General features: G+C 59.1%; 23 protein-coding genes, 2 tRNA genes and 1 other RNA gene. 13 read left to right on the top strand and 13 right to left on the bottom strand.

Going from position 1 to position 24,025, the window contains the following annotated elements; translation table 11 throughout:
- Window positions 1-63 precede the first annotated feature (63 nt).
- Together QM007_RS04890 and QM007_RS04885 are read right to left on the bottom strand one after the other, a co-directional pair.
- Window positions 64-942, bottom strand: a complete 879-nt coding sequence (locus tag QM007_RS04890) for an Fpg/Nei family DNA glycosylase (RefSeq protein WP_283490806.1) — start codon at window positions 940-942, stop codon at window positions 64-66.
- Window positions 942-1,439, bottom strand: a complete 498-nt coding sequence (locus QM007_RS04885; protein ID WP_283490805.1) for a ribose-5-phosphate isomerase — start codon at window positions 1,437-1,439, stop codon at window positions 942-944. The genes QM007_RS04890 and QM007_RS04885 overlap by 1 nt, the downstream gene beginning before the upstream one ends.
- 213 nt (window positions 1,440-1,652) lie before the next feature.
- Between QM007_RS04885 and pepN the strand changes: the two genes are divergently transcribed.
- Both pepN and QM007_RS04875 read left to right on the top strand, forming a co-directional pair.
- On the top strand, window positions 1,653-4,190 hold the full coding sequence (gene pepN, locus QM007_RS04880; RefSeq protein WP_283490804.1) for an aminopeptidase N: 2,538 nt from the start codon (window positions 1,653-1,655) through the stop codon (window positions 4,188-4,190).
- A gap of 55 nt (window positions 4,191-4,245) precedes the next feature.
- On the top strand, window positions 4,246-4,707 hold the full coding sequence (locus tag QM007_RS04875; RefSeq protein ID WP_283490803.1) for a globin: 462 nt from the start codon (window positions 4,246-4,248) through the stop codon (window positions 4,705-4,707).
- 6 nt (window positions 4,708-4,713) lie between these two features.
- Here the strand turns inward: QM007_RS04875 and QM007_RS04870 are convergent, their stop codons facing one another.
- On the bottom strand, window positions 4,714-5,406 hold the full coding sequence (locus QM007_RS04870; protein WP_283490802.1) for a DUF8185 domain-containing protein: 693 nt from the start codon (window positions 5,404-5,406) through the stop codon (window positions 4,714-4,716).
- Between the two features lie 116 nt (window positions 5,407-5,522).
- Here QM007_RS04870 and QM007_RS04865 point away from each other — a divergent pair, with 116 nt between their 5' ends.
- Window positions 5,523-6,419: an acyl-CoA thioesterase gene (locus QM007_RS04865; RefSeq protein WP_283490801.1), complete on the top strand. Its 897-nt coding sequence runs from the start codon at window positions 5,523-5,525 to the stop codon at window positions 6,417-6,419.
- Window positions 6,420-6,472: 53 nt separating this feature from the next.
- On the opposite strand, the gene ettA is transcribed toward QM007_RS04865, so the two are convergent.
- Both ettA and QM007_RS04855 read right to left on the bottom strand, forming a co-directional pair.
- The gene (gene ettA, locus QM007_RS04860) at window positions 6,473-8,152 is read right to left on the bottom strand and encodes an energy-dependent translational throttle protein EttA (RefSeq protein ID WP_283490800.1); all 1,680 of its coding nucleotides are present in this window, start codon (window positions 8,150-8,152) and stop codon (window positions 6,473-6,475) included.
- 93 nt (window positions 8,153-8,245) lie between these two features.
- Window positions 8,246-8,815: a single-stranded DNA-binding protein gene (locus tag QM007_RS04855; RefSeq protein WP_283490799.1), complete on the bottom strand. Its 570-nt coding sequence runs from the start codon at window positions 8,813-8,815 to the stop codon at window positions 8,246-8,248.
- A 278-nt stretch (window positions 8,816-9,093) separates the two neighbouring features.
- Between QM007_RS04855 and QM007_RS04850 the strand changes: the two genes are divergently transcribed.
- Entirely contained in the window at window positions 9,094-9,666 is a 573-nt protein-coding gene (locus QM007_RS04850; protein ID WP_283490798.1) for a DNA-3-methyladenine glycosylase I, read from the top strand.
- On the opposite strand, the gene QM007_RS04845 is transcribed toward QM007_RS04850, so the two are convergent.
- Window positions 9,626-10,384 carry a serine hydrolase gene (locus QM007_RS04845; RefSeq protein WP_283490797.1) on the bottom strand — a complete coding sequence of 253 codons (759 nt, stop codon included), beginning with the start codon at window positions 10,382-10,384 and terminating at the stop codon, window positions 9,626-9,628. The two genes, QM007_RS04850 and QM007_RS04845, sit on opposite strands and share 41 nt — an antisense overlap.
- 593 nt (window positions 10,385-10,977) lie before the next feature.
- On the opposite strand from QM007_RS04845, the gene QM007_RS04840 reads away from it, so the two are divergent.
- Together QM007_RS04840 and QM007_RS04835 are read left to right on the top strand one after the other, a co-directional pair.
- Window positions 10,978-11,364, top strand: a complete 387-nt coding sequence (locus QM007_RS04840; RefSeq protein ID WP_283490796.1) for a type II toxin-antitoxin system death-on-curing family toxin — start codon at window positions 10,978-10,980, stop codon at window positions 11,362-11,364.
- 63 nt (window positions 11,365-11,427) lie between these two features.
- Window positions 11,428-11,991 (top strand): hypothetical protein, encoded by a 564-nt coding sequence (locus QM007_RS04835; protein ID WP_283490795.1) that lies wholly within the window; start codon window positions 11,428-11,430, stop codon window positions 11,989-11,991.
- 1,306 nt (window positions 11,992-13,297) lie between these two features.
- On the opposite strand, the gene QM007_RS04830 is transcribed toward QM007_RS04835, so the two are convergent.
- Window positions 13,298-13,370 (bottom strand) — tRNA-Arg (locus tag QM007_RS04830).
- 108 nt (window positions 13,371-13,478) lie between these two features.
- Entirely contained in the window at window positions 13,479-15,053 is a 1,575-nt protein-coding gene (gene mptB / locus QM007_RS04825; protein ID WP_283490794.1) for a polyprenol phosphomannose-dependent alpha 1,6 mannosyltransferase MptB, read from the bottom strand.
- A gap of 129 nt (window positions 15,054-15,182) precedes the next feature.
- Here mptB and orn point away from each other — a divergent pair, with 129 nt between their 5' ends.
- From orn to def, 3 genes are all read left to right on the top strand, one after another.
- The gene (gene orn, locus QM007_RS04820) at window positions 15,183-15,809 is read left to right on the top strand and encodes an oligoribonuclease (protein ID WP_283490793.1); all 627 of its coding nucleotides are present in this window, start codon (window positions 15,183-15,185) and stop codon (window positions 15,807-15,809) included.
- 186 nt (window positions 15,810-15,995) lie between these two features.
- Window positions 15,996-16,068 (top strand) — tRNA-His (locus QM007_RS04815).
- Window positions 16,069-16,138: 70 nt separating this feature from the next.
- Window positions 16,139-16,717, top strand: coding sequence for a peptide deformylase (def, locus tag QM007_RS04810; RefSeq protein ID WP_283490792.1), 579 nt, complete (start codon window positions 16,139-16,141; stop codon window positions 16,715-16,717).
- A gap of 125 nt (window positions 16,718-16,842) precedes the next feature.
- Here def and rnpB read toward each other — a convergent pair.
- Window positions 16,843-17,200: RNase P RNA component class A (gene rnpB / locus QM007_RS04805), an RNA gene on the bottom strand.
- A gap of 32 nt (window positions 17,201-17,232) precedes the next feature.
- Here rnpB and QM007_RS04800 point away from each other — a divergent pair.
- A complete protein-coding gene (locus QM007_RS04800) occupies window positions 17,233-18,000 on the top strand; it encodes a YaaA family protein (RefSeq protein WP_283490791.1) in 768 nt (255 codons plus the stop codon).
- Window positions 18,001-18,005: 5 nt separating this feature from the next.
- Here QM007_RS04800 and QM007_RS04795 read toward each other — a convergent pair whose 3' ends face one another.
- Window positions 18,006-18,902: a Nif3-like dinuclear metal center hexameric protein gene (locus QM007_RS04795; RefSeq protein WP_283490790.1), complete on the bottom strand. Its 897-nt coding sequence runs from the start codon at window positions 18,900-18,902 to the stop codon at window positions 18,006-18,008.
- A 63-nt stretch (window positions 18,903-18,965) separates the two neighbouring features.
- On the opposite strand from QM007_RS04795, the gene msrA reads away from it, so the two are divergent.
- The 3 genes from msrA (at window position 18,966) to epsC (ending at window position 21,283) form a co-directional block, all read left to right on the top strand.
- Window positions 18,966-19,490: a peptide-methionine (S)-S-oxide reductase MsrA gene (gene msrA / locus QM007_RS04790; protein ID WP_283490789.1), complete on the top strand. Its 525-nt coding sequence runs from the start codon at window positions 18,966-18,968 to the stop codon at window positions 19,488-19,490.
- A 67-nt stretch (window positions 19,491-19,557) separates the two neighbouring features.
- Window positions 19,558-20,493, top strand: coding sequence for a cysteine synthase A (gene cysK, locus QM007_RS04785; RefSeq protein ID WP_283490788.1), 936 nt, complete (start codon window positions 19,558-19,560; stop codon window positions 20,491-20,493).
- Between the two features lie 205 nt (window positions 20,494-20,698).
- Window positions 20,699-21,283: a serine O-acetyltransferase EpsC gene (gene epsC, locus QM007_RS04780; RefSeq protein WP_283490787.1), complete on the top strand. Its 585-nt coding sequence runs from the start codon at window positions 20,699-20,701 to the stop codon at window positions 21,281-21,283.
- Between the two features lie 68 nt (window positions 21,284-21,351).
- Here epsC and QM007_RS04775 read toward each other — a convergent pair whose 3' ends face one another.
- The 3 genes from QM007_RS04775 to QM007_RS04765 all read right to left on the bottom strand — a co-directional run bounded on the left by QM007_RS04775 (window position 21,352) and on the right by QM007_RS04765 (window position 23,912).
- Window positions 21,352-22,047 carry a glycosyltransferase family 2 protein gene (locus QM007_RS04775; RefSeq protein WP_283490786.1) on the bottom strand — a complete coding sequence of 232 codons (696 nt, stop codon included), beginning with the start codon at window positions 22,045-22,047 and terminating at the stop codon, window positions 21,352-21,354.
- Between the two features lie 95 nt (window positions 22,048-22,142).
- Window positions 22,143-23,621, bottom strand: coding sequence for an NADP-dependent phosphogluconate dehydrogenase (gene gnd / locus QM007_RS04770; RefSeq protein ID WP_283490785.1), 1,479 nt, complete (start codon window positions 23,619-23,621; stop codon window positions 22,143-22,145).
- A 105-nt stretch (window positions 23,622-23,726) separates the two neighbouring features.
- Complete coding sequence (locus tag QM007_RS04765; RefSeq protein WP_283490784.1) at window positions 23,727-23,912, bottom strand: hypothetical protein; 186 nt, start codon at window positions 23,910-23,912, stop codon at window positions 23,727-23,729.
- Between the last annotated feature and the right edge of the window lie 113 nt (window positions 23,913-24,025).

Here is a 24,025-nt window from a genome sequence, read left to right as displayed (position 1 = left end):
AGGCCCCCGGTAATCACCGGGGGCCTTGTGTTTACCGTTTGAGCGTGTAGCTAGGCTAGTTACCTAGTGCTGGCAGCCCGGGCACCAGTAGAGCTTGCGCCCAGCCACTTCTTCCAGCGCAATAGTTGCCCCGCAGCGGGGGCATGCCTGGCCCTGGCGGTGGTACACGTAGTTAGCGTGATCCGGCCAGGCCTCGGTTTCCGGTATGCCGGGCCTGTCGGCGGGCTCGGTGGTGATAATTCTGCCGACGCGCACACCGATTTCCAGCAAGTGCTTGTTATCGTTCCAGAGGGCTTCAAGCTGCTGGCGGCTACATTCTTTAGCCGGGGTAAAGGGGTCGATGCCGGTGCGGTAGAGGGATTCTGCGCGGAAGATGTTTCCTACCCCCGAGATGGCCTTCTGATCCATGAGGACTACGCCGATAGGCCGACTGGTCTTGGCCGCCGAAGCGTAGAAGGCGGCAGGGTCGGCGTCCTGGTTCAGGGGGTCGGGGCCCAGTTTTGCGCGCACCTCCCCCACTTCCTCGGGGGTGAGGGTTCGGCAGATGGTGGGGCCCACCAGGTCTGCCCAGCCGTGCTCTGAGACCAGGCGGGCGCGGGTGGTCGGCCGGGGCGCAGGAGGTTCAGCGGTGAGCTCGGACCGGTGGTCCTCTCGCTCACCAATTTTACGTGGAGCACCAATCGAGGAGGCCCCAGTAAAGTGCTCGTCGCCACCGAAGGTAAAGGCCCCGTAGATTCCCAGGTGCACGTTGAGGTAGAGCTCGTTGGAGAAACGGGCGAAGAGGTGCTTACCGTGGGCGAAAGCCGAGTCGAAGGTATGGCCGTCGAGTAGGGCTGCGCCGTCCGCAAATCTTCCCTGGGGGCTGGTGACCGCCAGCTGGGCACCGGCAAAAACGTCGGTGAGCTGGCGGGCCAGGCGGTGGATTGAGTGCCCTTCTGGCATTAGTTCTCGTAGCTGTCGATCTGCTTGCCGGCGATGGCGCCGGTCTGCTCGTATTCGGCCATCTGATCGATGCGGCGGGCGTGGCGCTCTTCGTTGGTCCACTCGGTGGTGAGGAAGACCTTGATGATCTCGAGGGCTTCTTCCTTGGTGTGCTGGCGTCCGCCCACCGCAACGACCTGGGCGTTGTTGTGTTCACGGGCCAGGGCTGCGGTGTCGTGGCTCCAGGCCAGAGCAGCACGGATGCCTTCAACCTTGTTAGCGGCCATCTGCTCACCGTTGCCGGAACCACCCAGCACAATACCCAGGGAGTCTAGGCCCGCTGCGCGGTCTGCGCGGACGGCGAGCGCCGCGTTGATGCAGAAGCTGGGGTAGTCGTCGAGGGCGTCGTATTCAGCAGGTCCGTGGTCGACCATCTCGTAGCCGGCCTCGGTGAGTGCTTGGATGAGGTAGTGGCTAAGTTCTAGGCCTGCGTGGTCGGTTGCGATGTGTACACGCACGGTGTCTCCTTTGGTCGTGGTGGGTGGGGGCCGGTTGACCGCACTGAAATTTAGTTATGTGAATCACTGGCAAGCACATAGAATTGGGAAGGTATGTACTGTGTATTGCCCTATATACGATTGTAGGTCACGTGCAGTTCCCCCGTGGCTTGTTTTCTGTGGTTTGCAGATGGGCAGGCCTCTAACTTCAGATTTGATTGACAAGGATTCCTCATGCCTGGAATGAATTTGACCCGTGCCGAAGCTGAGAAGAGAGCGTCTGTGGTTCAGCGTGTGCATTCGTACACGGTTGAGCTTGACCTAACGCGCGGTGAGCGGGTCTTTGGTTCTCGTACGGTGGTGCGTTTCGATGCGGCTGCCGGGGGTGAAACCTTTATCGATGCGATTACCGATACGGTGCACAGTATTGAACTCAATGGTGAGTCGGTGCCGGTGACCGCTGCTGACGGTGTCCGTATTGCCCTGCCGGCGTTGGCTGAGAGCAATGAGCTGGTGATTGATGCCGATATGCTCTACACCAATACCGGTGAGGGTTTGCACCGCTTTGTAGACCCGGTGGACGGCGAGGTGTACCTCTACTCGCAGTTTGAGGTACCTGATTCCCGCCGCGTGTACCCAGTTTTTGAGCAGCCTGATTTGAAGGCTGAGTTTGAGTTTATTGTGACTGCCCCTGCCCACTGGGTAGTGGTGTCTAACCAGCCTGAGACTTCTGTTGAAGAAGTGGCGGACGGCAAGAAGTGGGCTTTTGCGCCTACCCCGCGTATCTCGTCCTACATCACCGCAATTATTGCCGGCCCCTACGCGAGCGTGCACTCCTCACTCACCAACAGCGAGGGCCGCGAGGTGAAGCTAGGCTGCTACGCCCGTCAGTCCTTGATGGAGTACCTGGATGCCGATGAGGTATTCCACATCACCCGCCAGGGTTTTGAGTTCTTTGAAGAGCAGTTCTCAACCCCCTACCCCTTTGAGAAGTACGACCAGCTCTTTGTGCCCGAGTTTAACGCCGGTGCTATGGAGAATGCCGGTGCTGTGACCTTCTTGGAGAACTACATTTTCCGCTCTAAGGTGACCGAGGCGATTATTGAGCGCCGCGCTATCACTATTTTGCACGAGCTGGCCCACATGTGGTTTGGCGACCTGGTGACTATGAAGTGGTGGAACGACCTGTGGCTCAACGAGTCTTTCGCTGAGTTTATGTCGACTCTGGCCGCTGCTGAAAACACCCGCTTTGCGCCTGAGGCATGGGCTACGTTCTCGGCCTCAGAGAAGACCTGGGCCTACAACCAGGATCAGCTCTCATCTACCCACCCCATTGTTGCCCCGATTCGTGACCTGCAGGATGTTCAGGTCAACTTCGACGGCATTACCTACGCTAAGGGCGCCTCTGTGCTGCGTCAGCTGGTGGCCTGGGTAGGGCAGGATAACTTTATGGCCGCACTCAAGGTCTACTTCGAGAAGCATGCCTACGGCAACACTGTGCTCGATGACCTGCTCGATGAGCTGAAGACGACGAGCGGACGCGACGTACGCGCCTGGTCTAAGCTCTGGCTGGAGACCGCCGGGGTCAACACCCTGACCACCGAGGTCGAAGAGGCAGAGGACGGCACTATTACCCGTCTGGCCCTGCGCCAGACCTACGCTGAGGGCTTTGAGACCCTGCGCCCCCACCGTCTGGTCATTGGTTTCTACAATCTCGACGGTGAGGTGCTTACCCGCACCGACCGCCTAGAAATCGATGTGAATGGTGAGGTTACCGAAGTGCCCCTGGCCGTTGGTGCCAAGCGCCCCAATTTGATTCTGGTCAACGACGAAGATTTGGCCTACGCCAAGATTCGCCTGGATGAGCGGTCTCGTGCTACCGCCGTTGCCCACCTGGGTGCTATTGATTCATCTGTTGCCCGCGGCGTGGTCTGGGGTTCGCTCTGGGATACCGTGCGCGATGCCGAAATGCCCGCCCGCCAGTTTGTTGAGCTGGTTCTGGGTAATATCGGGGCAGAGACTAACTCCACCGCCGTCCGCACCCAGCTTCTTAACCTTGAGAGCACCCTGCGCGCCTACCTGAACCCCGCCCATGCTGAGGCTGTTCGGGCGGAGGCTGCTGACCGTATCTGGCAGCTGGCTCAGGCGGCTGAGGCAGGTTCTGATAACCAGTTCCAGTTGGTCGGTACCTTCGCCCGCCTGGCCCACACGTCAGACCAGCTCGATGCTGTAGCTGCCCTGCTCGATGGTGCTACCGTTCTAGAAGGTCTGGAGATTGATACCGACCTGCGCTGGAACCTGCTGGGATCTCTGGCTGCGGGCGGACGCGTTACCGCAGCAGAGATTGACGCTGCTCTGGCTGAGGACAACACCTCCAACGGCCAGCAGGCAGCTGCTACCGCCAAGGCTGCTATCCCCACCGCTGAGGCCAAGGCTGATACCTGGCGGGCCGTGGTGGAGACCGGAGAGCTCTCTAACATCGTGCAGCGCTCTGCTATTCTCGGCTTCTACCGCGGTGCCCCCGAGTTCTCAGAGCCCTACATCGACCGTTACTTCGAGGCTATTGAGGGGGTCTGGCGCGAGCGCTCCCACGAGATCTCAAGCCAGATTATTGGTGGGCTCTTCCCCCGCTTCTACACTCAGGAGGTCCTGGATAAGGCCGAGGCTTATCTGGCTGGCCTGCCCGAGGACGCAGCGGCCCTCAAGCGTCAGGTAGCAGAAGGACGCGACTCCCTGGCTCGCGCGCTGAAGGTTCAGGCCGCAGACCGCTAGGTTCTGAGCCATGAAGTAACTGCAGACGATAAGGGGCGGGAGTAGACTGGTGGGTATGAATTTACCCAACCCAGCCTTCCGCCCCTTATCTGCGCCCGGCGAGGCCAGCGTCCAGACCTCAACCGCGACCGAAACGGTCGATGAGCGCTCTTTCTACTACCAGGTGGGTGGGCGACCGGTTTTTGAAAAGCTCTGCCGCGAGTTCTACTCCCGTGTGGCGGCTGACCCGGAATTTCGTGCCATGTACCCCGAGGAAGACCTGGGGCCTGCTGAACGTCGGCTCTTTATGTTCTTGGAGCAGTACTGGGGCGGGCCCAAGACCTACCAGGCAGAGCGCGGCCACCCGCGTCTGCGCATGCGCCACAACCCCTTCTATATCGGCCCCAAAGAACGCGATACCTGGCTGAAGTACATGCGGGAGGCCATGGACACCCTAGAGCTAGCTCCCCTGCACGACGCCGAAATGTGGGCCTACTTTGACAGGGCAGCCCACGCCATGCAGAACCGGGCCCAGTAGTTGGTTTTAGGCTGAGGCAGCCGAGTAGACCAGGACGTGCCCTGCCCGGGCCGAGATGCGGGCCCAGCGTCCGCTGGCAAAAACGGGCATGGGTTCGGTAGCCCGCGGCGGCAGGAACCCGAGCACCTCAAGGGCAAAAGCAGCCCCGGTGGGTAGGCTCACCGCCGCATCGGGGGCCTGTAGGGGTGAAGACCAGATACGGGAGCGGACGGTTGTCACCACCGCGTGCCCCGGGTTAGCGGGCAGGGCCCCGTCTACCGCGGCAATCCCCTCCTGGGCTGCTGTGCGGGCATGGTCAGAGAGATAAAATCCTTTCTTCTCCCAGCCGCTGCGCGGAGCGGTACGCCCGGCCCAGGGGGCGGCCACGGTAACTGGCGGCAGGGCCAGGGCCAGCCCGGCCTCTTCAATGCGGGCTAGTCGATCCAGAAGAGCTGCCGACTCAACCGTAAGATCAACCTCGGCAGGCTGGGCCAGCTTGATAGCGCGCAGACCAATCACCGTGGGCGTCGAATCGAGCAGAGTTTCAGGTGCAAGCACACACACCGACACCCCCAGCACCTCACCGTTAGCCTGTAGGCGGACGGCAGCCTGGGTGTCCACAGAACGGGCCCGGGTCAGATAGGTCGCCAGGTCACGCGCAGTTGTAGCATCGGGCAGATAAACATAGTCAGTGTAGTCAGAGAGTTTTGGCTCGGTCATATCACTAGCTTTCAAACGAGCTTATGCGGTCTATTCTCCCACCACCCTATCGCAGAAACTCAGTTGGGCTTCCAGTGAGATGAGAAAAATGGGGCTACCTGTGAGAGAGTGTAACTATGAGTCACGAAACCCTAGAAAGTCTCTCTCCTACCCAAAAATTACTGGCCATGCTCAGCCTCACTCCGGGTGGAGCGTCCGCCCACGAGCATGTCTTTAGTGCCCTGACCCTCACCAAGGAATCCCCGCGCATTTTCGGCGGGCAGGTGCTCGCCCAGGCTGTTATGGCTGCTGCCCATACGGTCGACGGTAAAACTCTGCATTCCCTGCACGGCTACTTTCTGCGCCCCGGTGACGTAGAAGGCGATCTCTCCTACGGGGCCGAGGCCCTCAATGACGCCAGGTCATTTTCCACCCGCAGGGTGCAGGCCTATCAGGGTGGGCAACCAATCTTTTCGTGTATTGCTTCCTTCCAGGTGCCTGCCCCTGGGCCAGACCACGGCGCCAGAATGCCGCAGGACGTTCCCGCGCCCGAGAGTCTGCCCACCGCAGCGGACCTGCTGGGGCATCTACAGGTCCCCATCGCCCAGAAAGTTGCTTTCTCCCGCCCCTTCGACGTCCGGCATGTGACTTCCCCGCTATACACCTCGCCCAGTGATGAGAAGCAGCCGGTGAATATGGTCTGGTTCAAAACCTTTGAAGCCTTGCCCGATGACCCTGCCCTACATCAGGCTGCCCTGGCCTATTCATCAGACTATACCCAGCTTGAACCGATTCTGCGGCAGCACGGCAAGACATGGCTTGAACCCGGAATGAAGGTAGCCTCGCTAGATCACGCCATATGGTTCCACCGCCCGGCCCGCGCCGATGAGTGGTTACTCCTCGTTCAGGAATCGCCCAGTGCCCAGGACTCCCGCGGCCTCTCTGTGGGTAAGGTCTTCACCCGCGACGGCCTGCACGTAGCCACCGTAACCCAAGAAGCCATGATTAGGTTGCCAGAGTATCGCGATCAGTAAACAGGTAAAGAAAATCCCTCCCGCCGGTGAAGGTGGGAGGGATTTTATCTAGCTCATCGAGTCAACTTGCGGTGAACGACGCGGTGCGGCTTCGCTGCCTCGGGGCCAAGACGCTCAATCTTGTTCTTCTCGTAGGATTCGAAGTTACCCTCGAACCAGTACCAGTTGTCGGGCTGTTCGTCAGTGCCTTCCCAGGCCAGGATGTGGGTAGCTACTCTGTCGAGGAACCAGCGGTCGTGGGAGACCACGACGGCACAGCCGGGGAATTCCAGCAGGGCATTTTCGAGAGAGGTGAGGGTTTCGACGTCCAGGTCGTTGGTAGGTTCGTCGAGCAGCAGCAGGTTGCCGCCCTGCTTGAGGGTCAGGGCCAGGTTGAGACGGTTGCGCTCACCACCGGAGAGCACGCCTGCCTTCTTCTGCTGGTCGGGGCCCTTGAAGCCGAAGGCTGAGACGTAGGCGCGTGAGGGCATTTCTACCTGTCCTACCTGGATGTAATCCAGGCCGTCTGAGACGACCTCCCACAGCGACTTTTCGGGGTCGATGTTGGAGCGGTTCTGGTCAACGTATGAAATCTTAACGGTTTCACCAATCTTCAGGTTGCCGCCGTCGAGGGGTTCAAGGCCAACGATGGTCTTGAAGAGGGTTGACTTACCTACACCGTTGGGGCCGATGACGCCGACGATGCCGTTACGGGGCAGGGAGAAGGAGAGATCGTTAATGAGGGAGCGTCCGTCGAAGCCCTTCTGCAGGTTTTCTGCTTCGATGACGACGTTACCCAGACGGGGTCCCGGGGGAATCTGGATTTCTTCGAAGTCTAGCTTGCGGGTCTTCTCCGCCTCTGCAGCCATCTCTTCGTAGCGGGCCAGGCGAGCCTTCGACTTAGCCTGACGGCCCTTGGTGTTGGAGCGAACCCACTCGAGTTCTTCTTCCAGGCGCTTAGCGAGCTTGGCGTCCTTCTTACCCTGAACTTCAAGGCGAGCGCGCTTCTTGTCCAGGTAAGTGGAGTAGTTGCCCTCGTAGGGGTAGAGGTTACCGCGGTCTACTTCTGCGATCCATTCTGCAACGTGATCGAGGAAGTAACGGTCGTGGGTAATAGCGATTACTGCGCCCTCGTAGGACTGCAGATGCTGTTCCAGCCAGAGGACGGATTCGGCGTCCAGGTGGTTGGTGGGCTCGTCAAGCAGGAGCAGGTCGGGCTTCTGGAGCAGAAGCTTACAGAGCGCTACGCGGCGTCGTTCGCCACCGGAGAGGTGGGTAACGGGTGAGTCGCCGGGAGGGCAGCGCAGGGCGTCCATGGCCTGTTCCAGCTGGGAGTCGATGTCCCAGGCGTTGGCAGCGTCAATGGCCTCCTGCAGCTTGCCCATTTCTTCCATGAGCGCGTCGAAGTCAGCATCGGGGTTGGCCATCTCTTCTGAGATTTCGTTGTAGCGAACAATCTTTTCGTAGATTTCGCCGACGCCTTCCTGAACGTTACCCAGGACGGTCTTTTCTTCGTTCAGCGGGGGCTCCTGCATGAGGATGCCCACGGTGTAGCCCTCTGAAAGTCGTGCTTCGCCGTTGGAGGGAGTATCGAGTCCCGCCATAATTTTCAGGATGGTTGACTTACCGGCACCGTTGGGGCCGACCATACCGATTTTTGCACCGGGGAAGAACGACATTGATACGTCGTTAAGGATAACTTTGTCGCCTACAGTTTTGCGGGCTTTGGTCATGGTGTAGATAAATTCTGCCATGCGTTTAAGCCTACCGGTTGATGTCAAGCTGTTGGGGGTTTAGGGCAGGGCATCTGCCAAGAATCTTGGTGTGAGTTTGCCCTGCCCCGCCATTTAGCTGGTCAAAGCCTCAACAGCCTCATCGTCTGCTGCCTTATCAGTGAGCCCCTGGTCAGAAACCTGATGGCCGTTTTCGGGAGAATGGTTGCCTTGGGGGTCTTCTTCAACAGCTGGTAGAGAGCTATAGCCGTGGTTGAGTTTTTGTTCCCCTGCTACCTGTTCGTTGAACTTGCGATCGGTTTCATCGACATCCGGTTTTCGGTCGGTGACACGGGCAAAATTGGCTAACCCGTAATTGAGGTCGTGCCCGATGCTGGTGGCGTCCACTTCGATGCTGGTGCCGGGTGAGCCGTCCGCCCGTTCAAACTGCTTGACGCGCAGGCGTCCGGTAACCAGCACCGGGTGCCCTACCTGTAGGCTCCGGGCACTGTTATACGCCAGAGCTCTAAAGGAGTTGACGGTGTACCAGTTGGTTGTTCCTTCTTTCCAGGTGCCGCTGGTGGCATCAAACCAGCGGGGTGTGGAGGCAATACGGAAGTTCGTTACCGGGATATTGCCATTGGGCAGAAATTTTTGGGTGGGTGCCGTTGCGATAAAGCCTCGGATAGTGACGGTGTCGGTCATGGCTCCTCCTTGAATCGTGGGTGGATCGGGTGCCTCAAGGGTTACATCAGCAGAGGCCTATGAGCCAGAAAAATGGTGCCTGTGGATAACTTATGTGCTGCTATTGCACGGTAAAGGGCAGAAAATTGGTGAAGCTGTGACGCGGGCAAGAGCTTTCATAACAGATTTTGTTCACACCCCTGTTGCACAGCTGCCCTGCCCCTCTAGGCTCATACCACCTGCCCCGCTAAGACACCGGGGCGGGCGTCCGCACCTACGAGCACAAAGGAGACATCACAGTGACCGATACACGTGTTCCCGATGAGCCTGCCTGGGTACGGGATGACCGTACCCGCACCTACTTTGAACGGGAATGGCAGAACGTGCCACGCACCAACGAGGCCCTTTTCGAGCACCTCTGCCTACTGGTGTTCCAAAGCGGCCTGTGGTGGTCTACGGTTCTAGCAAAACGGGAGGAGCTGAACAGGGCCTTACACAATTTTCAACCCAACCGTTTAGCTGCCATGGCTGAAGACGATATCAGTGCCTACCTTGAGGGCGATATCGGAATTAGGAACGAATCTAAGCTTCGGGCCTGCATCACCAACGCCAGAGTGTTGCAAGAGTCTCGGGTAAATCTAGCGGATCTCTTTGCTGCTGCATTTCCAGATGAATTACTGAGCCCATGCGCCGAAGCACTCCCCCGAACCACCGCTGAAACCGATACCCTGGCTCGCGAATTACGGGCACTCGGGTTTCAACGTTTAGGGCCGGTGGTTGTATGCGCGGTAGCTCAGGCCGCTGGTTACATCAAGTTAGAAACCCACACACTTAGCCGGCGCGGTCAAAGTAGGCTTGCACTGCCTGGCTAGATACCTCGTACCCTACCTGCTGGTCATCGAACCCCTTGCTCAATAGGGCAAGGGAGTAAGTGGTATCTTCGGTGCGCACAACCCCAACAGAGTTGATGCGCCATTCACCAGTATCTTCCTGGATCCAGCCATTTTTAACCGATACGTCGGTGACAGGTTCCCCCAATACGGTCTGCCCGTATTGGGAGCCCACGCCCCAGATTTGTGACCAATCGAGCGGAACCATTTTTTCGAGAAGGAACTGGGCGTCGGTAGCATTGACCCATTCAACAGTATCGACGATGGCCCGCATGATACGCACCTGGTCCTCGGCCCAGGTTTGGTTATCGCCCCAGGTTCCGGCAGATCGGGTCTCTGTGACACCCAGCAGCTCATAGGTCTTGTTGAGGGACTGGGCGCTGGCCGTAGATTCCCCGTCGTCAGACCCAAATCTGCGGTAAATCTTAATGGTTGCGTTGCTATCGGAGACAGCCAGGCTGAGGGTAACGCCGTAGTCTGCTTTGAGCTGGTCAAGTGCCTGATTGATGTCTACGTCGTGGGCCTCGTTGGTGTGTTCATCACCGGTGACGGTGGGCTGAATTTGCTCTTCAGCGGGGCCACAGGCAACAAGTAAAGTGCTCAGGGCTATGGTAAGCCCGGTCCCTGCCAGCATTGTTCGGCGGGGCAAGACGGGGCGGACCACCCGATCCTTGGCATCCTGATCAAATTTCTTGGGCATGTTCCAGATTTTCCCATCTACTCAAACGGAACAAAACCTGGGACACTTCAGACAGCTTAGAGGGAACTACAAGCGTATGGGGGGTACCACGTTCCCTATAAAGGAAACTGCCGGGTGCCAGGACACGAAACATACAGCGTCAAGGCATGCCAAGGGTGCAACTCAGAAATCATTACCGGACTCAGAGCGAAATTTGATTACGGGAACCCTCATATGTACGGCGGGCACGGTATCTAGCACCCACCGGCTTATCGAACGCACAGACACCGGCCCACAGCTACCCCGGCCCCTCGACCAGACACCAGCACCCACGGCCACCACAACGAGCAGAACAGCAGACCCCCAACCGTATGCGAGCGCTCGCAGACACACCACCAGCACCTAGCCACCGCCCCGCCCTTAACGCTAGGCTTAACCCACACCAGCAGACCAACAGCAAAAGGAGCGCCCCCCACCATGACCGCAACCGCTCACGAAACCACAGCCACCGCCCAGGACTTCCAAGACGCGCTAGAAACCGTCCTCGACCGCCTAGAGGGTGTAAACGCTATCCTCGCCACTCAGTAGCACCCCCGCCCGCCCCTATGCGATATGTGGCCCTATCTGAAGCCCTAGCAGTACACGCCCGCCTAGCACCGGGCCAGCACCTCAAACCCGGCGGGGAACACCTGCTAGAAAGCGCCCTAGCCCGCCCTGCCACCAGCTACGCAGGCCACGAACTTTACGCCGGTATCTTTAACAAGGCCGCAGCCCTCTTAGAGGCCCTAGTACAGAATCACCCTTTTACGGACGGCAACAAACGCACCGCCTACACCTGCACCGTCCTTTTCATGTACCTGAACGGCTGGGATATTCTCCCGCTAGAGGTGCTTGAAGATAACGAGCAAGCACAGTTCGTTGTCCAGGTAGCAGAGCACTCACTGACCTTTGAGCAGATAGCCCAGCAGCTCGAAGAATGGGCGACACCCCACAGCTCATAGCCCTAGCCCAGCCGGTGCCATGACCGGAACACAACACCGCCCACCCCTGTTAATCTGGGAACCATGAGCACCACCAGCCAGCAGACCCCACCGGCCCCGGCTCTGACCGATACCGAACTAACCCACCTCGCTACCGCCCTGACCGGCTACGCCACCAGCGCCCACCCTGCCTACCGTGCCGCAGCTGCCCGCACCGCCCTAGACACTCTGGCTTCTATCAAGGCTTATGTGTGGGAGCGAGCAGCAGGGCACCTAGAATGTACCGGCGATTTGCTGGCCGCGTCCGTCCTATGGCGCTCACAACCCCACTACGCACCCCGCCCAGCCCACGCCACCCTAGAACAGGTAAGAGCCGTGTTAGCCCACAGCCAGCAGCCCCCGGCCCCGCAGCAGGATAAGACCACCACCGCCGCCCTACGCGCTGCCCTCGACACTCTGACCACCACGCCCCTAGAGTCCATCACCGCCGCTATCCAACTAACCGATAGTGACCGCGCCGCGCTCGCTGCCCTGGCCGCTGCCCGTCTTGATACCTGCCCGGTCTGTGCTGACCTCGTACCAGAGGATAGCCCCGGCCCGTTCTGCTCCATCTTCTGCCAGCAGCAGCACGGCGACACCAGCGCCTAACCCCCAACACCACTCAGGCCGAAAGCAAAAAGACACCCGGCTCCGAAATACCGCAATTATCTCGGGGCCGGGTGCTCTCTCACCCTACCAGCACACCCCTCATAGGCCGCGTATGAGCCAGAATTAACGCCCACAGCTCCGAACGCAGCACGCACAGGTTATTGGAGCCACCGCACCTATTCCAGCCCCGCAGAAGAGCGCACAGCACCGGGAGTTGGGAGCCAGCACACCAGCGGCGAGCGCCACCCACCACCAGCCCAGCACCGGGAGCCGGGAGCACCAGCCCAGCACCAGAGCGCTCACCGACCCGACCAAGCAAAACCTCGAAACCGGCAACCCGCAGGTTTTGAACCCTGGCACCAGGGGCAGGGGGTAGCCCCCAAACCGGCAACAGGTCTTACCGCTCGTACATAGCAAGCCGCAGCGCGTACGGGTTACAAGCCCACCAGCAAAAAAGGGGGGTTATTGAAACTCACCCCCTCACCGCACCTAGTCACGCCCATATTGCTGAGGCCAGCAAAAAGGAACCACCCTACCGCCCAGAGGACAGGCAAGGGTATAAGCTCCACTGACCCCCTTTTCACGCCCCCGTATGTCCAGGGGCACCTACTCTGACATGCTATTTCACCAGACGGCGAAAAAGGCGGGGCTGTACGCACCCAATAAGCCCATGACCTAACCAGCACTCCCAGCACCCTAGGGGGCGGTAAATTCTCTAGCACCGCAACCCGTGGACACCTCCCGGGGCGCTCCTATCCTCTCCCCCCCCCCCCCCCGCACCCTGAAAAACATTCGACCAAGTTCGCATATTTATGAGGTCTATACAGGCGAACCCAATAAATCACTAACCACACGCCCCCACCACAGCCCGCCACCCACAGCGGCCAGCACCCCGCGCCCCCCTGACCTCATGGGAGCCAGCCACCCCAAGGGAACACCCCACAATCCGGCGAACCCCAAGCCGACACCACACCCGGCCACCAGCTACCCCGCGCCACTCGACACCGCAGCAAGCCCCACCGGCCCCGCCGCCGTCCGCTGCCCTCGTATGCCCAGCAGCACCAACCCACCGCCGCCCGCTGCCCCTAGCGTCCCCTCTCTCGAACACCCTGCCCGCGCTCGCTGCCCCCTGCAACCACCCCTCTCAGCACCTCGAAACCGGCCCGCAACAGGGGGCACCTGAAGCCCGCCTTAATGCCGACTTGCTGGGCAAACGAGTATCACAGGAGTATCACGGGGCACCATTTGGGCATAGAAAAACCCGCCCCACCCTGCTTTGACAAGGTAAGACGGGTTTAACTGCGAGCGCCCCAGGAGGGAGTCGAACCCCCGACCAAGAGATTAGAAGGCTCCTGCTCTATCCACTGAGCTACTGAGGCTAGCCGCTGTTTATACTATCGGCTCCTCGGCTAAAAGTCATCTCAGCGCCCCTAAGGGAGTCGAACCCGCGACCAAGAGATTAGAAGGCTCCCGCTCTCATCTGGAGGCTAGATACTAACTTCGTAGAGGGAGGAACGCTGGCCACGGCGGAGCACTCGGCGGGTTGCCGGGTCGAAGAAGACCAACCAGAAGGCGTAGGCAAGGCTGAGGACAGCTGCGATAAGGCGGCCCATGTTCTGGTCGAAGTTATCGAGGTAGGGTGAGACCGCAAGCTGGTCTGAGACCCCGTAGATCACGAAGAACATGGTGGACAGGAAGTAGAAGTCCAGCTGCCAGTCAGTGCGCACACCAGCCACCACAAACAGCGGGATGAACCAGAGCAGATACCAGGACTGCAGCATGGGGGAAAAAATCACAACCATAGCTAAAGCCAGGCCTGTGCGGCGGATGAGGTTTTCGTCCTTGCCAACAAACATGACAACCACGGCCAGCAGCATGCCCGCGAGCTTTCCCAGGGAGAAGAAAGTGTCGCGCACCGAGTTCGCCAGGGCGTTATCGCCCGTGATAGATACCAGAATTTGGTTGATTTGTAGCCCCAGGAAGCCGATGGGAGTGAACCAGATGTACTGGCCACCGGTGGTAGCTAGGGCCCCAATCCAACCAAAGCCCAGGTCGGTCACGGCCCCAAGCACCCAGAGCTCTGCCATGGAGATAGCCAGGGTCATGGCCCAGAAAATGAAGCGGCGGGGCCAGCTGGCTCCCCTACCGGCCCAGAAAAGCCCGATGAAGGGTAGGGCGACCAGGGCAATAGGCTTGACCGCTACGGCCGCGGTCACCAGGGTAATTCCCAGTAGGCCGCCCACGGTATCGCGGTGGGCCGCCGCGTGGTGGACGCCTGCCAGCACCAGGCCGGTCATCAAGGCGTCATTATGGGAAGAGGTGATGAAGGCGGCGATAAAGAGGGGGTTGGCCAGCACCAGCCAGTTAGCTCGTATGCCATTGATACCGTGGAGGCTCGCCAGTTTAGGCACGTAGTAGGCAATAAGACCCACTCCTATGAGGGCAACCAGTCTAAAGAGATAGAGGGCGGTGTCTACGGAATCACCGGCGATTTGGGCTACCCATTTTTCGATGAGCAGGAAGACGGGGCCGTAGGGCGGAGCCGATTCGGACCACATCTGGTCGGCACCGTACTGGAAGAAGTTATTGACGGAAGAAACCCCGTACTCGTAGGGGTTAAACCCTGACGCCATAACGCGCCCCTGGGCAAAGTAGGAGAAGACGTCACGGCTATAGAGGGGGAAGGCAAACAACTGGGGCAGCATCCAGCAGATAATGGCTGCGGTTGCCCAGCGTTTTGCACGCTGGTCCCAAACGAGCAGTTTCTGCACCATGCGCAACCATTCGCGGCAGAGCATCATCGATCCCACAACGAGCAGGGCGATGCAGGTTACCAGCCCGGGTGCCGTGTAGCGTAGCGGGATAATCCAGTCCACCCGGCGGAAGGGCGAGGCATCCGCCAGCCACCCCACGCCGAAGGATGCAAACATCACCAGTAGAGAACCGATGGTTCCAAAGATGAGGGTTCGCAGGGGGCTACCCGAGACATAGTGGGCTGTCTTGGGGTTATACCGGTGCACCGGGATGCTAGCGGTATGGGTTTGCGCTGTTCTGGGGCTCATGGTCCTCCTGGCCGAGCGGAAGAGTACACCTGATTTTACCCGGCCGCCCCTAGCCCACCGGGCGTGTGCGGCGCTCTGCTCTCTGAAAATCTGCTGTGGGTTAGGGGCCAAAAGGGGTAGATTGGTTCTGTGTCTATTTCAAATGAACGTATCGTGTGGATTGATTGTGAGATGACCGGCCTCTCTCTTGAGAAGGACGCCCTGATTGAGGTCGCCGCGCTGGTGACTGACGGGGATCTCAACATTTTGGGTGACGGCGTGGATGTCGTCATCAAACCCGGGCCAGAGGCGCTTGAGCAGATGGATGATTTTGTGCGCAACATGCACACGGTCTCTGGTCTGCTGGATGACCTGGACCAGGGCATCACTATGGCTGAGGCCCAGCAGCTGGTGCTGGATTATGTGAAGCAGTGGGTCCCTGAGCCGCGCAAGGCTGTGCTGGGTGGTAATTCTGTGGGCACCGATAAGACTTTTTTGGTGCGCGATATGCCCGAGCTTGTGGACTACCTTCACTACCGCGTGATTGACGTATCTACCATCAAGGAGCTTTCTCGCCGCTGGTTTGAGAAGGCCACCTATAACGCCCCGGCGAAGACCGGCAACCACCGAGCACTGGGCGATATCCAGGATTCCATCGACGAGCTGCGCTACTACCGCGGCACGGTTTTTGTGCCCTCCCCCGGGCCCGATAGCGCAACCGCCCAGAAGGTTGCCCAGGAGGTTGCAGCAACCCGCCAGCAGATTAATCCCGCCTAGGGGTTCAGGCGGTGCGGACGCCGCCCGCAGCCAGGCAGCGTCCGCCCAGCTTCCAGCCCCGAAAGTTCGTGAGCACAGTCACCACACATTGCCTCATTTTCGATTTGCGGGGAATCAAAACTGTGTGTAAGCTAGTATCTGTTGCCAAAACAAGCCAATGAAAAGCGGTTCTGTTTTGAACACATGGTGGTCGTAGCTCAGTTGGCAGAGCGCCTGGTTGTGGTCCAGGAGGTCGCGGGTTCAACCCCCGTCGATCACCCCGAGTAGAAGGGTCGCTACGGTTTTTATCGTAGCGGCCCTTTTGTTTACCCTGCGTGAGAGGTTATGTCTTGACTGTTCTGCCCATTGTTATTCACGGCAACCCGATTCTGCACCGCCCGGCTGCTCCGGTGACGTCCTTTGATGATAAGCTGCGCAAGCTGATCGACGATATGTATGAGACCCAGGAGGTCTCGAACGGTGTAGGCCTGGCTGCCCCCCAGGTGGGTGTGGGTCTGCGCCTGTTCACCTACAAGTTTGAGAATGAGGACGGTGTGCCCCCGCTGGGCGTGGTGGTTAACCCCGTGCTGACTCTGGGCAAGATCTCAACGGCTGACCCCGATCCTTACGATGAGGTTGAGGGCTGCCTGTCCTTCCCCGGCTATTCTTTCCCGCTCAAGCGCGCTGACTGGGTCACTGTGAACGGGTTCGACGGTGAGGGTAATCCGCTGAAGTTTGAGGCTACCGGCTGGTTTGCCCGCGTCATGCAGCACGAGACTGACCATTTGGACGGCAAGCTCTACGTAAATCGTCTGAACGCCAAGTACACCAAGAAGTACAAGAAGGTTGTGAAAGCTGAGGGCTGGACTGCCGAAGGTAACACCTGGATGCCGGGTGTCGACCCCGACCCCTTTGGTCACGGGGAATAAAGAACGGGATGCCCGATAAGCCTGCGATGAAGCGCATTTTTCCGAGCGAGCGAGGAATAAAAAATGCGCTGAATCGGTGAGCGCCAGCGAACCGCAGAACCCGGCGTGCGCCGTATAAAACTAAAAGAACGGGATGCCCGATAAGCCGGGTTCTGTACCTACCCGAGGGCAGGCGGCAATCATCCATCTAGACCCGTCGTTGCCGGCGGGTTCAAGCAGCCTACCCGGGCGCTTCACCGCACTGGTTACTAGCGCGCCCTGTTTGGCCTTGCTCCGGGTGGGGTTTACCGAGCTACCGCAGTCGCCTGCGGTACTGGTGAGCTTTTACCTCACCTTTTCACCCTTACCCCATGGTGGGGCGGTTTGTTTTCTGTGGCACTGGCCTGCAGGTTACCCTGAGTCGACGTTATCGACCACCCTGTGCTGTGGAGCCCGGACTTTCCTCGAAGCGTTTGTGCGCTGCGCGATTGCCTGGGCGTCCCGTTCTGGGGTTCTACTTTACTACACTGGTGGGTATGTTGATTTTGTTTCCGCCGTCTGAGGGTAAGACTCCTGCCACATCTGGCTCCGGGGTTAAGTTAAGTGACTTGTTGGCTCCTGAGTTGACGGGAGCTCGTGAGACCGTGGTGGATGAACTGGTGCGGGTAAGCGGTTTGCCCGATGCGGGGCAGCTGTTGAAGGTGGGCCCGTCCTTGCTGGCTGAGGTTGAGCGGAATACTCGGTTGTGGTCGGAGCCTGCGGCTCCTGCGTCCGAGGTGTATTCGGGGGTTTTGTTTGAGGCTTTTGGGTACGGTTCTTTGGAAGCGGACGCACGAAAGCGGGCTGATAGGGCTGTTGTGGTGATATCTGCGGCCTGGGGCGCGGTGTGTCTTACCGATATGATTCCGGCCTACCGGCTGTCGATGGGCACGAAGCTGGGTGAGATTGGGGATCTGGCTAAGTTTTGGAAGGGCGAGCTCAAGCGCCCCTTGGATGAGTTGGCCAGGGATCAGCTGGTGGTGGATGGCCGCTCTGCTGCCTACGCGAAGGCGTGGACGCCCGCCCCGCAGCGCCATCTGCTGGTTCGGGTCGAGAGGGTGGCGGCTGACGGTAGTCGCAAGGTGGTCTCGCACATGGCCAAGCACTACCGGGGCCTGTTAGGCCGCTACCTGGTGCAGGAAAATCTGACCGGGATTGAGGACGCCGGTGAGCTGGCCGAGGCTCTTGCCCCCGGTTTTGAGGTGGAGCTGCTCTCCCCCACCGAGAAGAAGCCGGGTACCCTGACTCTTCTGGTGAGGGAGTAGGGCACCTAGCGGGTGGAGGCTGAGCCCGCTACCTGCCCGGTGGGGACGGTGAAGTCCCACGGGTCGGTGTTGAGGGTTGAAACGTAGGTTTCAATTGCAAATCCCTGGCCCTCTAGCTTTTCGGCGAGCAGGCGGGCGGCCCCGTCCATCCAGAGCCATTCGCTGGCGTAGTGGGAGCAGTCAATCAGGGCCGGGGTGCTTCCACTGATGAGGGCCTGCTCGCGGGCTTCTGAGGCCGGGTGGTGGCGCAGATCTGCAGTGATGTAGACGTCCGCACCCGATGCGCGAGCGTCGCCAAAGAGGGAATCACCAGCCCCGGTGCAGAGGGCAATTTTTTGAACCATCTGATCGGGTCGGCCTGCGATACGCAGGCCACCGGCAGTTGCCGGCAGGAAGTCAGCAATTTTTTCGGCCAGTTCCTTGAGGCTGACGGGGGCAGGCAGACTGCCAACGCGCCCGATGCCGACGCGAACGTCCGCCCCCTCAATCTGTACGGTCTCTTCCTCGGCCAGAATCTGGGTGTCGGTGATACCCAGCTTGCTCATGAAGACCTCATTAGTGCCGTGCGGGGCCGAGTCCACGTTGGTGTGGGCACCCAGCAGGCCGCAACCAGCCTCAATGAGGGTATGCACGATTTCGCCCTTGTAGTCGGTATCGGGCAGGAAGGACGCCCCGCGCAGCAGCAGGGGGTGGTGGGTAATGAGCAGGCCCGCACCTTTTTCTGCGGCCTCACGGGCAGTTGCCACGGTGGCGTCCACCGCGAAACCAACAGTGGTGACGGGGGCATCAGCGCGCCCGACCACCAGACCAGCGGCGTCCCATTTCTCGGCAAGAGAGGGCGGGAAAATATCATGGAAGGCCCGGGTTACATCGTTCAGGGTGGGGGTTAAAAGTTCAGTCATGCCTCTATTCTTTCACGAGCACCCAGCTAGGAATAAGTGCCTGGGCTTGGCTGTTACAGGGGTATGCAAAGTTTTGTTGTAGGCGGCGGGTGCTTCTGGTGCATCGACGCCGTATATCGTCAGTTTGAAGGAATTACCGCCAGTATCAGCGGCTACACCGGTGGGCACGTTGAGAACCCCACCTACCGCGAGGTCTGTTCGGGGACCACCGGCCACGTTGAGGTCGTCAAGGTGGAGTTTGACGAGACCGTCATTCCCGCCGAAACCGTGCTCGATATTTTCTTTACCTCGCACGACCCCACCAGCTGGGATAGGCAGGGGGCGGACGCCGGCCCCCAGTACCGCTCGGCCCTCTACTATGAGAACGAGGAGCAAAAGGCCCTCTTTGAGTCAGCCATAGAGAGGGCACAGAAGCTGTGGGATCAGCCCATCGTCACGGTGGTAGAGCCCCTGGGCACTTTCTACGAGGCTGAGGACTACCACCAGAACTACTACGCCCTTAACCCCTACCAGGGTTACTGCATGGCCGTCATTAACCCCAAACTCACCAAGACTAGGCAACATTACGCTAAGTTTCTTAGAAGTTAAGCCCTTCCCCTTTGTTACGTACACTAGAGGGCGAACCATCAATCGCTTTCACTCGAAAGGTGCACTCATGTCAAAGATGTACAACAATATCACCGAAGTTGTCGGCCGCACCCCCATCGTCCGTCTCAACCGCCTGGATGCTGACCTGCCCGGCAACGTCGCAGTCAAGCTGGAATTCTACAACCCCGCCAACTCCGTCAAGGACCGCATCGGTGTAGCTATCATCGACGCCGCTGAGAAGTCCGGTGCCCTCAAGCCCGGCGGCACCATCGTTGAAGGTACCTCAGGCAACACCGGTATCGCCCTGGCCATGGTGGGCGCTGCCCGCGGCTACAAGGTCATTCTGACCATGCCCGAAACCATGAGCAACGAGCGTCGCGTCATGCTGCGCGCCTACGGTGCTGAAATCGTGCTGACCCCCGGTTCTGAGGGTATGCGCGGTGCCGTTGAAAAGGCCAAGGAAATCGTAGCCTCCACCGAGAACGCTATTCTGGCCTCCCAGTTCTCCAACGAAGCTAACCCCGAGATCCACTACAACACCACCGGTCCCGAGGTCTGGGAAGCAACCGAAGGCAAGATTGATATCTTCGTAGCTGGCATTGGCACCGGCGGTACCGTCTCTGGTACCGGCAAGTACCTCAAGGAGCAGAACCCCAACATCAAGGTTGTTGCGGTCGAGCCCAAGGACTCCCCCCTGCTGACCGAGGGCAAGGCTGGCCCCCACAAGATCCAGGGCCTGGGCGCTAACTTCGTACCCGATACCCTCAACCGCGATATCTACGATGCCGTCACCGACGTTGCTATCGACGACGCCGTTGCTACCGCCCGTAAGCTGGGCAGCGAAGAGGGCATCCTGGGCGGCATCTCCTCCGGTGCAGCTGTGTGGGCCGCTCTGGAGGAAGCTAAGAAGAGTGAGAACGCCGGCAAGCTGATTGTCGCTGTCGTTCCCGACTTCGGTGAGCGCTACATCTCCACCCTGCTCTACGAAGATATCCGCGGCTAAACATTCAGATTCGTGATGGTTTCGGGCACCCCGCTGGTTGGCAGCGGGGTGCCTGCGTCTCTGCAGGCAGAAGCCTGCGCGGACGTCCGCCCTCAACTTGTCATAAATGTTTTGGGCTGAGACGGAATATCGTTCTAGCCATGACTGTTGTAGAGTTCAGCAAGAGCGCCAACCGCGCTCCCCTGCCTAGATCTTGAGGAGAAGCATGAGTTTCCGAGCGCGCCTGCGTGAAGACTTAGACACCGTCAAAGCACATGATCCTGCCGCCCGCGGTGATGTGGAAATCATGATTAACTACTCTGGTATGCACGCCATCTGGGCTCATAGGCTAGCCCATAAGCTCTGGCAGCGGGAGTCTACCCGCACACTGGCCCGCATCCTCAGCCAGTTTACCCGCTTCATGACGGGGGTTGAGATTCACCCCGGTGCCACCATTGGCCACCGCTTCTTCATCGACCATGGCATGGGCGTGGTGATTGGTGAAACCACCGAAATCGGTGACGATGTCATGATTTACCATGGGGTAACCTTGGGCGGACGTTCCCTTGAGAAGGGTAAGCGCCACCCCACCATCGGTGACCGTGTGACCATCGGCGCCGGTGCCAAGGTCCTAGGCCCGGTGCTGATTGGAGCTGACTCAGCTATCGGCGGCAACTCGGTGGTGGTACACGACCACCCTGAGGACTCCATCATTACCGGCATTCCCGCCCGCTCGCGTCCGCGCGCCCCCGAAAACAAAAAACCCCTGGTCGACGCCGTCGAGTACGTGGACCCGACCATGTGGATCTAGAGACCTATACGCCAAAGGGCCCGGTACTCCTTCGTGGAAGGAGCCCCGTACCCTTTGATGTAAACAGCTTATAAGTTACCTTGCTGAGGGCCCCACTTACGGGCGAGAACCTGGCGGGAAGATTCAATATCGTTGCGGTGCTTTGAGAAGGTTTTGAGCCAGGGAGTACGTCCGTGATAAATCTGAATTTCGGGGTCTTGTACAAATACCAGCTTCCCGCTGGCACGGCTAAAGAAATCACTATGCTCAATCACGCGTAACTCTTCGTCCCAGCCACCGATTGAGCGAATTGACTCGGTACGGGCTAGAAAGATGTTCGGGGTTTTGACACGCACGGGCAGCCCGTAAAGGTCATGACCCGCCTCGTAGATAGGCTTGTCTGCCCCGCGGTACAGGGCGAGGTCGCTGGTACCGTGAATATGCGTTTTGAAAGTGGGAACTTCAACCTGAGTTGCGGCAACACCGTCAACATCGGGGTGGGTTTCTAAGTAGTTGTAGGCTTTTTGCCAGTTGGTCAGACGGGTGAATACAAAATCGTCATCGGTCAGTAGGACGTATGGGGTCTCTACCCGTTCTAGGGCACGGTTGCGCCCTGCAGAAATACCAACATTAAATGGTAGCTGCAGAACCTCTACCTGGGGGTCATGGGTTGACCAATATTTCTCAGAGTCATCAGCGACCAGAACTTTACCGGTAAAGGTTGCCTCCCGGATTGATGAGAGCAAACGGTCCATAGCCTTGGGGCGGGAAAAAGTTTTTGCCACGATGGTGACGTCCCTGAAAAACGTTTGGTTCTGTAGAGAACTGTGCCCCGCTTGCAACAGCAGGCGGGGCACAGGCGACTTAGCCTCAGAAGAGACTAGTGGGTGTGAGAGTCCTCAGCGTTGGTTTCGCTGCGGTCGCCGCTCCACTCGGTGTGCCACATGCCCTCGGAATCGATGCGGCCGTAGGTATGAGCGCCGAAGAAGTCACGCTGGCCCTGAATCAGGGCAGCGGGCAGGCGCTTGCGGCGCAGACCGTCGTAGTAGCTCAGGGAGGACGCGAAGACGGGCACGGGCACGCCCTCGGCGGTTGCCTTAGCAACCACGCGACGCCAGGAGGGAACGAGTTCTTCCATGAGCTTCTTGAAGCCGGGGGCCAGCAGCATGTTGGCGGGGGTCTCGTCCTTGTAGGCGTTCATGATTTCACCCAGCAGTTCTGCACGGATGATGCAGCCTGCGCGCCAGAGACCAGCAATGACGTCGAGCTTGAGGTCCCAGCCGTACTCGTCGCCAGCCTTAGCCAGCATGTCGAGACCCTGGGCGTAGGAAACCAGCTTGGAGGCAAAAAGGGCCTTACGGACGTCCTCAATAAACTCTTCGTCGCCGTTAGCAACGGCGGTGGTTGCGATCAGGCCTGCGGGGAGCTCTTCCTGGGCCTGCTTGCGGGCATCAGCGTTGCTAGATGAGAGGGCACGGGCAAATACTGACTCTGCGATACCGGAGACGGGGGCACCCAGGTCAAGAGCGGCCTGAACGGTCCAGCGGCCGGTGCCCTTCTGGCCTGCCTCATCAACAATCACGTCGACCAGGGGCTTGCCGGTCTTAGCATCGACCTGGGCCAGAACCTCAGCGGTGATTTCGATGAGGTAGGAATTGAGGTCGGTGGTGTTCCACTGCTTGAAGATTTCTGCCTGGGCAGCGGGTTCTAGACCTGCAACGGTACGGAGCAGATCGTAGGCTTCACCAATGACCTGCATGTCAGCGTATTCGATGCCGTTGTGGACCATCTTGACGAAGTGGCCAGCGCCGTCGGTTGAGATCCAGGCGCAGCAGGGGTCGCCATTGGGGGCCTTAGCTGAGATTTTTTCGAGCAGGGGGCCGAGGGATTCGTAGGACTTAGCGGAGCCACCGGGCATGATGGAAGGGCCGTTGAGGGCGCCCTCTTCACCACCGGAAACACCGATACCGACGAAGTGCAGGCCCTTTTCGGCCAGGGCACGCTCGCGGCGGATGGTGTCGGGGAAGTGGGAGTTACCGCCGTCGATGATGACGTCACCTTCATCGAGCAGGGGTTCGAGCTGCTCAATGACGGCGTCGACGGGGCCACCGGCCTTCACCATAATCAGGATGCGGCGGGGGGCTTCAAGAGAGTCGACCAGTTCTTGCAGGGTCTCGGTGCGAATAAAGTCGCCTTCATCGCCGTGGGCTTCGAGCAGGGCGTCGGTTTTTTCAACGGAGCGGTTGTGCAGGGCTACGGTGTAGCCGTTGCGGGCCAGGTTGCGGGCCAGGTTTGCACCCATGACGGCCAGGCCGGTTACACCAATTTGTGCCTTACGAGCAGTATTGTTTTCAGTCATACCTTTAAGACTACGCTGGTCTGCTCTATTTGTGCTTCAGTACCGGGTGAGATGAAGCAAACTCTCATATTCTGGGAGGTTGGCAGCGGCGCGTGCAAGTCTTTGTTAGGAGTCGTAGGTATCGGTAAAGAGCACCCACACAGCTGCGGTACCAATGACCAGGGCTACACAAGCGAAAATCGACCAGAGGGTCACCATAGTCCCCTGGGTAATAAAGAAGATTGATATGAGCAGCCAGATTACCGACAAGAAGACGGCGGTAAAGTTTCGAGGTTTAAAGTTTCTATTCACTGTCGCTGGCCTATCTCTCAAGTGGGGAGGCAGAGCCCCAGTCTAGCATTTCTGAAACAAGCAGAAGGGGCAAGACCCAAACACGTCTCGCCCCCCCTCTCACACACCGGCTA

Source organism: Rothia sp. SD9660Na, from assembly GCF_030064065.1.
In the GTDB taxonomy this organism is placed as follows: Bacteria; Actinomycetota; Actinomycetes; order Actinomycetales; family Micrococcaceae; genus Rothia.
This window is presented reverse-complemented; position numbering and strand designations above follow the sequence as displayed.